Origin of the sequence: Microbulbifer epialgicus (assembly GCF_041447265.1) — a bacterium.
GTDB lineage: Bacteria > Pseudomonadota > Gammaproteobacteria > Pseudomonadales > Cellvibrionaceae > Microbulbifer > Microbulbifer epialgicus.
On sequence record NZ_JBGMEK010000032.1, the window covers coordinates 18,237 to 31,686 of the forward strand.

The 13,450-nt window shown below is 53.4% G+C and carries 11 protein-coding genes; 5 read left to right on the forward strand and 6 right to left on the reverse strand.

Translation table 11 applies throughout. The annotated features are described in order from the left end of the window. The first annotated feature begins 33 nt into the window (after window positions 1-33). The 5 genes from pilB to yacG all read left to right on the forward strand — a co-directional run bounded on the left by pilB (window position 34) and on the right by yacG (window position 4,981). Window positions 34-1,746, forward strand: a complete 1,713-nt coding sequence (gene pilB, locus ACCI49_RS14225; protein ID WP_371839690.1) for a type IV-A pilus assembly ATPase PilB — start codon at window positions 34-36, stop codon at window positions 1,744-1,746. A gap of 107 nt (window positions 1,747-1,853) precedes the next feature. Next, complete coding sequence (locus ACCI49_RS14230) at window positions 1,854-3,068, forward strand: type II secretion system F family protein (protein WP_371839691.1); 1,215 nt, start codon at window positions 1,854-1,856, stop codon at window positions 3,066-3,068. 12 nt (window positions 3,069-3,080) lie between these two features. Continuing rightward, window positions 3,081-3,965, forward strand: a complete 885-nt coding sequence (locus ACCI49_RS14235) for a prepilin peptidase (RefSeq protein WP_371839692.1) — start codon at window positions 3,081-3,083, stop codon at window positions 3,963-3,965. A 113-nt stretch (window positions 3,966-4,078) separates the two neighbouring features. Beyond that, window positions 4,079-4,699, forward strand: a complete 621-nt coding sequence (gene coaE / locus ACCI49_RS14240) for a dephospho-CoA kinase (RefSeq protein WP_371839693.1) — start codon at window positions 4,079-4,081, stop codon at window positions 4,697-4,699. A gap of 63 nt (window positions 4,700-4,762) precedes the next feature. Then, window positions 4,763-4,981 carry a DNA gyrase inhibitor YacG gene (yacG, locus tag ACCI49_RS14245; RefSeq protein ID WP_371839694.1) on the forward strand — a complete coding sequence of 73 codons (219 nt, stop codon included), beginning with the start codon at window positions 4,763-4,765 and terminating at the stop codon, window positions 4,979-4,981. A gap of 2 nt (window positions 4,982-4,983) precedes the next feature. On the opposite strand, the gene mutT is transcribed toward yacG, so the two are convergent. The 6 genes from mutT to ftsZ all read right to left on the reverse strand — a co-directional run bounded on the left by mutT (window position 4,984) and on the right by ftsZ (window position 13,414). Further along, window positions 4,984-5,388, reverse strand: a complete 405-nt coding sequence (mutT, locus tag ACCI49_RS14250) for an 8-oxo-dGTP diphosphatase MutT (protein ID WP_371839695.1) — start codon at window positions 5,386-5,388, stop codon at window positions 4,984-4,986. A gap of 9 nt (window positions 5,389-5,397) precedes the next feature. Then, the gene (gene argJ, locus ACCI49_RS14255) at window positions 5,398-6,600 is read right to left on the reverse strand and encodes a bifunctional glutamate N-acetyltransferase/amino-acid acetyltransferase ArgJ (RefSeq protein ID WP_371839697.1); all 1,203 of its coding nucleotides are present in this window, start codon (window positions 6,598-6,600) and stop codon (window positions 5,398-5,400) included. Window positions 6,601-6,840: 240 nt separating this feature from the next. After that, window positions 6,841-9,585: a preprotein translocase subunit SecA gene (gene secA, locus ACCI49_RS14260; RefSeq protein ID WP_371839698.1), complete on the reverse strand. Its 2,745-nt coding sequence runs from the start codon at window positions 9,583-9,585 to the stop codon at window positions 6,841-6,843. A 163-nt stretch (window positions 9,586-9,748) separates the two neighbouring features. Then, entirely contained in the window at window positions 9,749-10,684 is a 936-nt protein-coding gene (locus ACCI49_RS14265) for a M23 family metallopeptidase (protein ID WP_371839699.1), read from the reverse strand. Window positions 10,685-10,875: 191 nt separating this feature from the next. Continuing rightward, window positions 10,876-11,787 (reverse strand): UDP-3-O-acyl-N-acetylglucosamine deacetylase, encoded by a 912-nt coding sequence (gene lpxC / locus ACCI49_RS14270; RefSeq protein WP_371839700.1) that lies wholly within the window; start codon window positions 11,785-11,787, stop codon window positions 10,876-10,878. A 397-nt stretch (window positions 11,788-12,184) separates the two neighbouring features. Next, window positions 12,185-13,414 (reverse strand): cell division protein FtsZ, encoded by a 1,230-nt coding sequence (ftsZ, locus tag ACCI49_RS14275; RefSeq protein WP_371839701.1) that lies wholly within the window; start codon window positions 13,412-13,414, stop codon window positions 12,185-12,187. Window positions 13,415-13,450 lie beyond the last annotated feature (36 nt).

Here is a 13,450-nt window from a genome sequence, read left to right on the forward strand (position 1 = left end):
GGCGCAAGGTAATAATTAGCGGCAGCGTAATCAATGACAACGTCCCCCCTTAGCGGCCTGGCCAAACGCCTGGTGGCAGATCAGGTTCTCGATGAAGCAACGGCAGCTTCTGCCATAAAAGCCGCGCGCAGAGAAAACCAGACCTTTGTCCAGCACGCTGTGGAGGCCAAACTGGTCAAAAGCCGCGAGCTGGCCAATATCGCCTCCCAGGCCTTTGGCAGCCCCTTATTTGATCTGGGTGGCTATAACTTCGACCTGATCCCCAAGGATATTGTCGATGAGAAATTAATCAGCAAGCACTTCGCACTGCCACTGTACAAACGTGGCAACCGACTGTTTGTGGCCGTGGCGGACCCCACCAATCTGGCCGGTCTGGATGAGATTAATTTTAATACCGGCTTGAGCACCGATGCGGTATTGGTTGAAGCAGATAAACTGGCCAAGGCCATCGAGAACTATCTTTCCGACAATGGAAATATGGGTGCCGGCCTGGAGGGGATGGATGATGAAGAACTGGACGGCCTGGATGTAGGAGGGGATGAGCAGGACCGAGGCGACGAAGATGAACCCGGTGGGGATGAGGCCCCGGTGGTGCGCTTTGTCAACAAAGTACTGCTCGATGCAATCCGCACAGGGGCGTCGGATATTCACTTCGAACCCTATGAAAAATCTTACCGAGTACGGTTTCGTACCGATGGCGTACTGCATGAAATTGCCAAACCGCCAATACAACTGGCAACACGCCTCTCCGCTCGCCTGAAGGTAATGTCCAAGATGGACATCTCGGAAAAACGTGTACCTCAGGACGGACGCATCAAAATGAAGCTGTCCAAAACCAAGGCAATCGACTTTAGGGTGAACAGCCTGCCTACACTCTGGGGGGAAAAAATCGTACTGCGGATTCTGGACCCCTCATCGGCAAAGCTTGGGATCGACGCGCTGGGTTATGAAGATGAGCAAAAGCAAATCTATATGGATGCCCTGGCCCAGCCCCAGGGAATGATTCTGGTTACCGGGCCTACCGGCTCGGGCAAAACCGTTTCACTCTACACGGGCCTCAATATCCTTAACACTCCCGAACGCAATATATCTACCGCGGAAGACCCCGTGGAAATCAACTTAGAGGGTATCAACCAGGTTAACGTACACCCCAAAGTAGGGCTTAACTTTGCCGAGGCACTGCGCTCTTTCCTGAGGCAAGACCCGGATATTGTGATGGTGGGGGAGATCCGGGATTTAGAGACTGCTGAAATTGCCATTAAGGCCGCGCAAACTGGCCACTTGGTGCTCTCCACACTACACACCAACTCAGCGCCGGAAACCCTGACACGCCTAATGAATATGGGGGTTCCCACATTCAATATCGCCACTTCGGTGAGTGTGATTATTGCGCAGCGCCTGGCGCGACGCCTGTGTAATGAGTGCAAGAAACCCGTAACATTACCTAGAGAGGTATTGCAGGCGGAAGGCTTCGCAACGGTAACCATTCCCCAAAGTGATTGGTCAATTTTTCAGCCCGTCGGCTGCGAGCATTGCTCCAATGGCTACAAAGGGCGAGTGGGTGTGTATGAAGTGGTTCGCATCACCGATGGCATCTCCAGAATTATAATGGAAGGCGGCAATTCGATTCAGATTGCCGACCAGGCTCGCGAAGAGGGCTTTAATAACTTGAGGGTATCCGCCCTGCGCAAAGTGGTAATGGGTGTTACCAGCCTGGAAGAGGCAAATAGGGTTACCAAGGATTAGCGCCTTACCGCCAACGATTGCCTATTTGCTATTCCAAGCATAATTGTGAAAGGCAAGGCATCTCGAGCGGCTTTAGAAATAAGAGATAAAAAGCGGGAAAAGCATTTATGGCCAACGCCACAGCGGTCGCATATATCTACAAAGGAGTAGATAGTAAAGGGGCCAAGGTCCAGGGGGAAATCAATGGTAGCAGCCCTGCACTGGTAAAAGCGCAACTGCGCAAACAGGGCATTATCGCCAACCGGGTACAGAAAAAGCCAAAACCCCTGTTTGGCAGTGGCAAAAAGAAAGTCAAACCCGCCGATATCGCCCTATTTACCCGGCAAATGGCCACCATGATGAAGGCCGGGGTTCCCTTGGTACAAAGCTTTGAAATCGTTGCCGACGGCCTGGATAACCAGGGGGTTAAGGAGCTTATTTTCAAGGTTAGAGATGACGTGGCTTCGGGTACTGCATTTGCAGATGCCTTGCGCAAACATCCGCTCTACTTTGATGATCTTTTTTGCAACCTGGTGGCCTCCGGTGAGCAGTCCGGTGCACTGGAAACCATGCTGGATAGGATTGCCACCTACAAAGAGAAAACGGAATCACTAAAAGCAAAAATCAAGAAGGCGATGACCTATCCCATTGCGGTTATCGTGGTGGCTATTGTAGTCACCTCGATTTTGCTGATCAAAGTAGTACCTCAATTTGCGGAGACCTTTTCCAGTTTTGGGGCAGACCTCCCCGCATTTACCCAACTGGTGGTGGGCATGTCGGAGTGGATGCAGGCCAATTGGTTCTTTGCACTGCTTGCCGTTGTTATTGGAGTTGGCGGTACGATTGAGGCTAAGAAGCGCAACAAGAAGGTGGCAGAGTTCTTTGATCGCCTGATACTAAAGTTACCCATATTGGGAATGATCACCTACAATTCCATTTCTGCGCGGTTTGCACGCACCCTATCCACCACCTTCGCTGCCGGTGTTCCACTGATTGATGCGCTCAAATCTGTGGCCGGTGCCACCGGCAATAGCCTGTACGAAGAAGCGACTCTTAAGATTCGAGACTCAGTAGCTACCGGTATCCCCCTCAATGCCGCATTGCGCTCCTCCGGCCTTTACCCAACCATGCTGGTGCAGATGGCGGCCATCGGTGAGGAATCCGGTGCTCTGGATGAGATGCTGGGAAAGGCCGCCGACTTTTACGAGGAGGCCGTCGACAATATGGTGGATAACCTCACAACCCTGTTGGAGCCGATGATTATGGCGGTATTGGGTATTCTGGTTGGCGGTTTGATGATTGCCATGTATCTTCCCATCTTCCAGTTGGGTCAAGTTGTATAAGAACGAACCAAAATGCTCGAAACCCTATCCTTATACCCTGCGCTGCTTATAAGCAGCGCTTTTATTTTAGGCCTCCTGATAGGCAGCTTTCTGAATGTCGTAATCCTGCGCCTGCCAGTGATGATGGAGCGGGAATACAAGCGGGATTTTTACAGTTACTTCGGTACAAAGCCTGGCAGTGCGGAGCGAGTGGAGCTAGATAAACCTTTCAACCTGGTATTGCCCCACTCCCACTGCCCCGAGTGCCAAACCGAAATCAAACCCTGGCAGAATATTCCGGTAATCAGCTACCTGCTGTTGCGCGGTAAATGCGGCACCTGCGGCACTGCTATTTCCAAGCGCTACCCACTGGTGGAGTTAGTTACAGGTATTCTCACTGCCGTAGTCGTATGGCAGCTGGGCCTTAGCTGGCAAGCCCTGGCGGGCTGTGTATTTACCTGGGTTTTAATCGCCCTTACCGGTATCGATTTTGACAAGCAGCTTCTTCCAGACAACCTTACTCTGCCCCTGCTCTGGGCTGGGCTATTTATCAATTTGTGGGGCATTTTTGCTCCGTTACAGGATGCAGTCATCGGCGCAATAGGCGGTTACCTGTCGCTGTGGTTGGTATTCCATATTTTCAAACTGGTCACCGGCAAAGATGGCATGGGGGCTGGAGATTTTAAGATCCTCGCAGCCATCGGGGCCTGGTTTGGCTGGCAGATGCTGCCGCTGGTAATTCTCCTGTCAGCTGCTGTGGGCGCCATTGCCGGAATCAGCTGGAGCCTGCTGGCAGGGCGCGATCGCCGCCTGCCGATTGCCTTTGGCCCCTACCTGGCCGGAGCTGGCTGGATCGCCATGTTATGGGGGGAAAAAATTGTGCACTGGTATCTTACCTTCTCGGGACTCACCAGCTGACAATATCCACTAAGTTAGCTCTTGCATTGCAAGTGAATTAATATAAACCCGACCCGCGATGGCCGGGTTTCTTTTTTTTTGCCTCCAAGTTTTCAGCTCAGGGAGATCACACATTGTTCCGAGTAGGCTTAACCGGTGGCATTGGCAGTGGCAAGTCGGCCGCCGCAGAGTGCTTTCGCAAGCTGGGCATCCATGTGGTAGATGCGGATTGGGCGGCCCGGGTGGTAGTACAGCCAGGTAAGCCGGCGCTAGAGCAAATTGCCCAACATTTTGGTGCAGGGGTGCTACTGGAAAATGGTGAGTTGGACAGGGCTAAATTACGCGTCCTGGTCTTTGACGACCCCGTGGAGCGAGCCTGGCTGGAGACTTTGCTGCACCCATTGATACGCGAGGAAATTCTTGCTGCCCTGGAACAGAGTTCCGGCCCCTATGCGATACTGGAGTCGCCACTGCTGATCGAATCCGGCCAGTACCAGCTGGTGGATCGGATTTGTGTGGTAGATCTGCCAGAACAGCTGCAGTTAGAGCGGGCCTGCGCCAGGGATGAGAACCACAAAGCGCAGATTCGCAAAATTATGGCGGCACAACTCAAGCGGCAGGCACGGCTGGAAAAGGCCGACGATGTGCTGGACAATTCAGCCGGTTTGCCGGAGTTGCGCGCTCAAGTGGAAACACTTCACCAGCAGTATTTGCAACTGGTGGAGTCTGCCCGCCATTCACGCCTTCAGCATTGATTCACTGCCTCTGCGAGGCCAGCACACAAACTTTTTATCGAATTAGCGAAACCTTAAATCTCTATGTCCAAGAGCAAAGAAGCCCCAACCTTAAACTGTCCCACTTGTAAAAAGCCGATCGAGTGGAGCGACAAGTTTCCCTTCAAGCCCTTCTGCAGTGAGCGCTGCAAGCTGATTGATCTGGGGGAGTGGGCCAGTGAGGGACACAAGATTCCGGGCGAGTCTGCGTATGATGATCTGCTGAGTGATGACCTGGACCCAACTAAGCATCGCCGCCACTGACACTAATCTGAAAATTCAGCGGCTTTGATCGCCTCAATAATCGCCTGGTTGGCATCGGGAAACTGGTAATGATCCAGCTCATCAACGGCCACCCAGGCAGTCTCCTGACCTTCCCGGCCTTCGGCCTCGCCTGAAAAGGCTGTGACCTGCCAAGTGTCCAGTAACACTGTCTTTTCCGGATATTCATGGCGAATTTCTACGAGGGGTTTCAAATCTGTGGCCTCAATGGCCACCTCCTCCAGCAGCTCGCGGGACAGCGCCTGTTGAACGCTTTCCCCCGATTCCACTTTTCCACCGGGAAACTCCCAGCGCCCCCCCATATGTAGGTGGTCCGGTCGGCGGGCGATCAGGATTTTGCCATCATCCCGACACACAACACCCACGGCAACATGTACAACACTGGCCACTACAGTTCCTCAAGTACGATATTCGGCGTTGATGGTGACATACTCATGGGAGAAGTCACAGGTCCAGATATGTTCACAGCAGTCACCACGGCCAAGCGCTATGCGGATGGTAAATTCAGGCTGAGTGAATACTTGCTCGCCCTGCTCTTCCCTATAGTCCGCGGCACGGCCTCCGGCCTCCACCACTTTCACCCGATCCAGGTAAATATCGACTTTTTCGGTATCCAGGTTTTCCGGTATCGCATTGCCAATGGCCATCACCAGGCGACCCCAGTTTGGATCTGAGGCGTAGAGTGCGGTTTTTACCAGTGGCGATTCCCCCACTTCGAAAGCAACTCTCAGTGCCTCTTCACTGCTCAGGGCTCCCTCGACCTGCACGGTTACAAACTTGGTTGCACCCTCCCCATCTTTGACAACCGCCTGGGCGAGCTCGATATGGAGCTGGGTAATTGCCGCCATTAACTCTGCATAACCCTGGTCACTGCGACTTTTTATCTCACAATCCGCTGTGCCCGTAGCTATCAGCACACAGGCATCATTGGTTGAGGTATCTCCGTCCACACTCACCCGGTTAAAAGAGGCACTGACAGCTTCCTTCACCATGGCATTAAGCAGAGGCTGAGCCACAGTCGCATCGGTAGCGACATAGGCGAGCATGGTCGCCATATTCGGCTGAATCATGCCGGAACCTTTGGCAATGCCGACAATAGTGATCTCTTCCCCGGCAATTTGTAGAGTGCGGCTCGCCGTTTTAGCCCGGGTGTCCGTGGTCATAATGGCCTTGGCCGCCTGATCCCAACCATCGTCGGATAACTGTCTGGCAGCCTTTGGAATACCATCCAGTAAACGCTGCAGCGGCAGGTGCTCACCAATCACGCCAGTACTAAAGGGCAGTACCTGCTCAGAGCGAATCTGCATGACCTGGGCTACCGCCTCACAACATGCCCTGGTGTCGCTGAGCCCCCTGGCCCCGGTGGCGGCATTGGCATTGCCGGCATTTACCAACAGTGCCCGAATCTCCCCGCTGTGGATATGTTCGCGGGCCACCACCACTGGCGCCGCACAAAAAGTGTTTTGCGTAAAGGTGGCGGACACAGATGCCCCCTCGGCAATCTCCACCAAAAGTAAATCGTCGCGCTGCCAATCCTTAATTCTGGCGGGCACACTGGCAAGGCGAACCCCTTTTACCGGGGGAAGTTGTGATTCAGGCATATCTAAAACGCTTTCGGGCGACTCTTTTTCGGGTTTTGGGCGAATATGGAACTTGTAGCAACCATGTTCGGTTATGGGAGAAAAGGCGTCATTATTAAAGCCTATTGAGAATGAGGCAAGAAGAATCCGCACTTAATGCGGCCTGAAACCCTCTATCCGCATAATATTTTGAAATATGCATAAAAAAATACCCCACGCAGGGTGGGGTATTTGCACACAATGTAAAGCAATTACGGCTTGTTAGCTCTGGGGCGAGGACGCGAGCTTGCCGTGGCACTGCTTGTACTTCTTACCGGAACCACAGGGACAGGGGTCGTTGCGGCCTACTTTTGGTCCGCGGCGCTCGGGTACTGGAGCCGCCTGCTGCTGTGGCTCACCCGCAGGCAGGGCTGAAGCCTCCGCGTGCTGCAGATCCAGCTGCTGCTTGCGTTGCTCCTCCAGGCGGCGCTCCTCTAACTCATCCATTTGCTCACGGGTCATCGGCTCCACGTGAGCAAGGATACGTATCACCTCATGCTTGAGGTTTTCCAGCATACTTTGGAACAAGTGGAAAGATTCGCGCTTGAACTCCTGCTTGGGGTTCTTATTCGCGTATGCGCGCAGGCCGATGCCGGCTCTCAGGTGGTCCATGCTGGAAAGGTGCTCCTTCCACAGCTGATCCAATACCTGCAGCATAATCTGGCGCTCAACGGTCGGCATCAGGTTGGCATCCCCAGAGGACTCGCTGATACGTGCCACCTTGCCCGCATAGGCTTCCTGCGCCTCGGTAACAACCTTCTCTCGCAGGCTCTCTTCATGCAGGGTGCGGTCTTCATCCAGCCACTTTTGCACTGGCAGCTCGATACCCAGCTCACCGGCTATCTGCTGCTCCAGCGCAGGGATATCCCACTGCTCTTCCACACTCTGCGGCGGTACTGAAGCGGAGATAATTTCATTGACCACATCTTCGCGAATTGCGGTAATGGTATCGCTGATCTTGTCCGCTTCCAGCAACTCGTTGCGCTGACTGTAGATCACCTGGCGCTGGTCATTGGCTACATCATCATACTCCAGCAACTGTTTGCGAATATCGAAGTTACGCCCTTCTACACGGCGCTGGGCTTTCTCGATGGCATTGGAAACCATACGGTGCTCAATGGCCTCACCGCGCTCCATACCCAACATTTGCATAAAGTTTTTCACCCGGTCAGAGGCAAAAATACGCATTAGGTTGTCTTCAAGGGACAGGTAAAAGCGGGTCATGCCAGGGTCACCCTGGCGACCTGCGCGCCCGCGCAGCTGGTTGTCGATACGGCGGGATTCGTGACGCTCTGTACCGATAATATGCAGACCGCCGGCATTGATCACCTGATCGTGGCGCTTCTGCCAATCTTCTTTCACCTTGGCGAGCTCAGCCTCTGCAAGCTCGCGGCCCTTCTCCTGACTGAGTTCTGTGGCTTCCGCCTCCCAGTTACCACCAAGAACAATATCCGTACCACGGCCAGCCATATTGGTAGCAATCGTAACCGCACCGGGGCGCCCCGCCTGGGCAATAATCTGCGCTTCGCGCTCATGGTATTTGGCGTTCAGTACCTGGTGTTGGATGCCGGCCTTTTGCAGCATGCGGGACATCTCTTCAGAGGTCTCAATGGAGGCGGTACCCACAAGGATTGGCGCCTGCTTCTCTCGGCAGTGCCTCACATCCTCAATAATGGCTTCCATCTTCTCTTCTTTACTCAGGTAGACCAGGTCGTTGAGGTCTTCTCGCTGAATACTCTGATTGGTCGGAATTACCACGACATCCAGGCCATAAATTTGCTGGAATTCGAAGGCTTCTGTATCGGCAGTTCCAGTCATACCGGAAAGCTTCGGATAAAAGCGGAACAGATTCTGGAAAGTTGTGGAGGCCAGAGTCTGACTTTCACTCTGGATCTGAACATTCTCTTTGGCTTCCAGGGCCTGATGCAGCCCCTCGGAGAGGCGGCGGCCCGGCATGGTGCGGCCGGTGTGTTCATCAATCAACACAACCTGGCCATTCTGTACGATGTAATCCACATCTTTATTGAACAACACGTGAGCGCGCAGAGCGGCGTGTACGTGGTGCAACAGGCCCAGGTTACCCGGCGCATATAAAGATTGATCGCCCTTCATCAGGCCGCTACGGGACAGCAACTCTTCAATCAGCTGGTGTCCCTGCTCGGTCAGCTCTACCTGACGGGTTTTCTCGTCTACAGTGTAGTGACCCTCACCACCCTCTTCGGCGCGCTCCAGCTGAGGCACCAGCTTGTTCATTGCCAGGTACAGGTGTGAGGAGTCCTCGGCAGCACCAGAAATAATCAGCGGCGTGCGCGCTTCATCGATCAGGATGGAATCCACCTCATCGACAATGGCGAAATTCTGTGGGCGCTGGGTACGGTCTTCCTTACGTAACACCATATTGTCGCGCAAGTAATCGAAGCCAAATTCGTTATTGGTGCCGTAAGTAATATCAGCTTGATAGGCTGCCTTCTTGTCATCAGGGTGCTGCTGGGAAACAATAACCCCCACACTCAACCCGAGAAATTCATAGACCGGGCGCATCCAGTTAGCATCCCGGGATGCCAGATAATCGTTTACTGTAACAATATGTACACCCTTACTTTCCAGGGCGTTTAAGTAGGCAGGCAGGGTCGCCACCAGAGTTTTACCTTCACCGGTGCGCATTTCTGCAATTCGGCCTTCATGCAGTGTCATACCACCGATCAACTGAACATCAAAGTGACGCATCCCTAAAGCGCGGCGGCCAGCCTCGCGCACTGCGGCGAAAGCTTCCGGCAGTAGCTGATCCAGTGTTTCCCCATCCGCTATACGCTTTTTAAACTCATCTGTTTTGGCGCGAAGACCTGCGTCATCCAGCTTCTGGAAATCCTCCTCCAGAGCATTGACCTTCTCCACGACGCGTCGCATGCGCTTCAGCTCGCGGTCATTTTTTGAACCAAAGACCGATTTAATCAGTTTGCCAATCATTATCTAGAAACCACTTATCTTATTTGCGCTGTCGGCGCCAATACTGGGCAGATTGCTGCACCGACACTCCTTTATGCGAGGGGTGCAAGTAAACAGGAAGGCGCAACTGCTGGCAACTCTTATGCAAAGCTACCGGCAATTACGCGTAAAGGAAGAATAGTTGTTATCTGCCTGTGCGGCGGATATAGGTGGCCGGGTCGACCGTGCGATTATTTTTGAAGATTTCGAAGTGAACATGGGGCCCTGTGGAGCGGCCACTGGAGCCCATCTCGGCAATGACCTGCCCCTTTTTAACGACATCACCAAGGCCAACTTTAAGTTCGCTGTTGTGTCCGTAGCGGGTGGAATAACCGTTGCCATGATTGATTTCTACCAACTGGCCATAACCGTGGCGCTCATCGGCCCAGGTCACCACGCCTGCGGCGACGGAAACCACATCAGAGCCCATTTTTCCCGCAAAATCGACACCCTTGTGCCAGGTACGGCGCCCAGTGAATGGGTCGGTACGATATCCATACCGAGATGACATCCACCCCTTGGTAATCGGGCGCCCGGCGATAAACTGTTCGTCTTCAAGCTTGAGGTTCGCCATTAGAGACTCAAGTGTGCTGAGCTGCATCTGGCGGTCGTCTATCTGATGGGACAAATTGCCAATTACATCGAGAAATTCAGGAGGGGTGTACGGCAGCTCAGTGGCGCCAGCAATTCCCGGATCTTCGGGCCCACCTATTGCGGGAGCGGTATTGAACTCAAACTCTCCCTCATCGAGATTTGCTGCAGCTGTAAGCCGCTCACCAAGGGCGTCGAGACGGGTAAGGCGGGCCTGCAGCTCAGCCAGTTTCACTGTCAGGGCTGCCAACTGTTCGCGGGCTTCCTGGTCGGCGCCTTCAATCTCCTCCTGCTGCTTGCGCAGGGCACGCTCCCACGCCTTGGCAGTACGCGCATCGAACAGGTCAGTTTTGGCTACTGGCAAATTGGCGCCGAGCAAAAATGCACCCACTGGAAGGCCGAGCAGGCACAGGCTCAACAGCGCCTTACTCAGGCCGCCAAAATTGAAGCTGCGGGTTGCACCGCGCTCATTGACCAGGATTATTTTCATAACAAGTGGGAGAGGTTCGACATATTGTAATTTTAATTGCCACTGATATGAGACGTTACTTCAACGTTAGACCTCACACGAATTACCTGGCAAACCCGATTACCCTAAGGGTACCAGAATTATCGCTGACTTCTCTGTGAATTAGACACACAAAAAAGCCGGCAATATGATGCCGGCTTCTTGCGAGAGGATCAAACTGCCAGTATCGGCTTAATATAGGAGATCGGTGCCTCCTGCTCGCCTTCAAAGGTCACCATTTCCCAAGCGTCTTTCTGCTTCATCAGGTGACGCAGGGATTTATTGTTCAATGCATGGCCAGATTTAAAAGCTTTGAATTCACCAATCAGGCTGGTACCCAGCAGATAAAGATCACCGATAGCGTCAAGAATTTTGTGCTTCACAAATTCGTCTTCGTATCGTAATCCACCTTCGTTCAAAATACGGTACTGGTCGATCACTATGGCATTATCCACTGATCCGCCCTGCACCAAACCTTTGGAACGCAGATATTCAATCTCATGCATAAAGCCAAAGGTGCGTGCCCGGCTTACCTCTTTAACGAAAGAGGTACTGGAAAAGTCCACAGAGGAGGTCAGGTTCCGCCCCTGAAATACCGGATGATCAAAATCGATCGTGAAAGATACCTTGAAGCCATTGAATGGCAGGAAACTGGCAACCTTGTCGCCCTCCTCTACCGTTATCGGCTTCTTAATACGCAAGAATTTCTTGGGAGCAGACTGCTCCTGGATGCCTGCGGATTGAATCAGGAATACAAATGGGCCTGCGCTGCCGTCCATAATCGGCACTTCCTGGGCAGACAGCTCGACGATTGCATTGTCAATGCCGAGTCCGGCCATAGCCGAGAGCAGGTGCTCTACGGTAGCGATACGTACATCACCCTTGACCAAGGTAGTGGAAAGCAGGGTATCCCCTACATTTTCTGCACGGGCCTCAATTTCAACCACCGGGTCCAAGTCGGTTCTCCGGAACACGATGCCGGTGTCTACGGGCGCCGGCTTAAGGGTCAGAACGACCTTTTTGCCAGTGTGCAGACCTACGCCAGTGGCGCGAATAGCATTTTTAAGCGTGCGCTGTTTGATCATGAAACTATCTTTTCCCAGTCGGTGGCCTACGCATAATGCGCAGCAAGCCGGCGATACTAACACAATTGCGACGCCAATACCAATTATGGGCGAGTGGTCACCTCAACACACCGCCACCTACCTTTGAGGATAGTTCAAGCAAAGATTGGAGCGCCACACCTCAGTCGCTAAGACAGCATTCTAAGATCTCGGACTCCGGGAGCACTGTAAAAAATTGTTAATTATCTAATTTTGTTCGACCAGAGGGTCTGGAAGCTCGCCAGAAGAGCTCCTGCCTTCAGAAAAACTTTCACGTAGCGATCAGGCAATCGCCCAAAATAAGCCGCACCACAGAGGCGACACCCGATCCTGGAATCGGGCGGACATGAGCGGTGTACTGCCTCTGCGGTGTCGATGCTTAATCCGCCTGACGGCGAAGGAATGCCGGGATATCCAGATATTCCATATCCGCATCGGCCGGGTTTAATGCCGGCGCGGGGCGCTTCGGACGTTCAACATCCGCACGTGGGTGTGTCTCGGCGGGCTCGCGGGACGCCAAGCCTGCTGCGCCGCGACTTTCACGCATATCACGGGTTTCACGGGGCTCGCGTACCTCACGGGTATCCACGCGACGGGTATTATCCACCACCTTGGCCGGGCGAGCCGATGAAACGCCTTCCCCCAAACCTGCCGCCACTACAGTCACGCGCATCTCGTCACCAAGCTTATCATCCACCGCAGTGCCGATTACCACAGTAGCTTCATCAGAGGCGATCTCCTGAACGATCTCACCAACTTCTGAGTATTCACCCAGGGTCAGCTCCTGGCAGCCGGCCTCTTCACTGCCGGTAATAATGTTCACCAGGATACCGCGAGCACCGGACAGGTTGACATTATCCAGCAGAGGGCTGCGTACTGCTTTCTCTGCTGCCTCACGTGCGCGGTTCTCACCAACAGCAGAACCGGAGCCCATCATTGCCATGCCCATTTCAGACATAACAGTGCGCACATCGGCAAAGTCCACATTCATAATGCCGGGGCGAATCATCAGATCAGCAATACCCTGGACCGCACCCAGCAGCACATTGTCAGCCTCTTTGTAGGCGGACTTCATTGTGATCTTGCTGCCGAGCACTTCCAACAGGCGATCATTAGGGATAGTAATCAGTGAGTCGACTTTATCGCGCAGCTCAAGGATACCCTCTTCGGCCACCACGGTACGTTTACGCCCTTCGATCTTAAATGGACGGGTAACAACTGCGACGGTGAGAATTCCAAGTTCCTTGGCAATTTCAGCAACAATCGGTGCACCGCCAGTACCAGTACCGCCGCCCATACCCGCGGTGATAAATACCATATCAGCACCTGTTAGTACCTCGGCGATGCGATCGCGATCTTCCAGTGCTGACTGACGGCCAATATCGGGATTGGCTCCGGCACCCAGGCCACGAGTAATGGTGTTACCAAGCTGCAGGATGGTTTGTGCCTGAATATCTTTCAGTGCCTGAGCGTCGGTGTTTGCGCAGATAAAGTCTACGCCCTCCACGTCGTTGGCCATCATATGCTTTACAGCATTGCCGCCGCCGCCGCCGACCCCTATTACCTTGATGACAGGTTTATCCTGTACGCTATCAACTAGCTCGAACATCGCTGTTCCCCTTTCTTGCTCATGTCGAATTTTACA

Bases quoted from the DNA above. Each gene is read 5' to 3' on its own strand.
- yacG (WP_371839694.1), top strand. From the start codon at position 4,763: ATGTCCAAGAGCAAAGAAGCCCCAACCTTAAACTGTCCCACTTGTAAA.
- ACCI49_RS14235 (WP_371839692.1), top strand. From the start codon at position 3,081: ATGCTCGAAACCCTATCCTTATACCCTGCGCTGCTTATAAGCAGCGCT.
- ACCI49_RS14230 (WP_371839691.1), top strand. From the start codon at position 1,854: ATGGCCAACGCCACAGCGGTCGCATATATCTACAAAGGAGTAGATAGT.
- secA (WP_371839698.1), bottom strand. From the start codon at position 9,585: ATGATTGGCAAACTGATTAAATCGGTCTTTGGTTCAAAAAATGACCGC.
- ftsZ (WP_371839701.1), bottom strand. From the start codon at position 13,414: ATGTTCGAGCTAGTTGATAGCGTACAGGATAAACCTGTCATCAAGGTA.
- argJ (WP_371839697.1), bottom strand. From the start codon at position 6,600: ATGCCTGAATCACAACTTCCCCCGGTAAAAGGGGTTCGCCTTGCCAGT.
- lpxC (WP_371839700.1), bottom strand. From the start codon at position 11,787: ATGATCAAACAGCGCACGCTTAAAAATGCTATTCGCGCCACTGGCGTA.
- pilB (WP_371839690.1), top strand. From the start codon at position 34: ATGACAACGTCCCCCCTTAGCGGCCTGGCCAAACGCCTGGTGGCAGAT.
- ACCI49_RS14265 (WP_371839699.1), bottom strand. From the start codon at position 10,684: ATGAAAATAATCCTGGTCAATGAGCGCGGTGCAACCCGCAGCTTCAAT.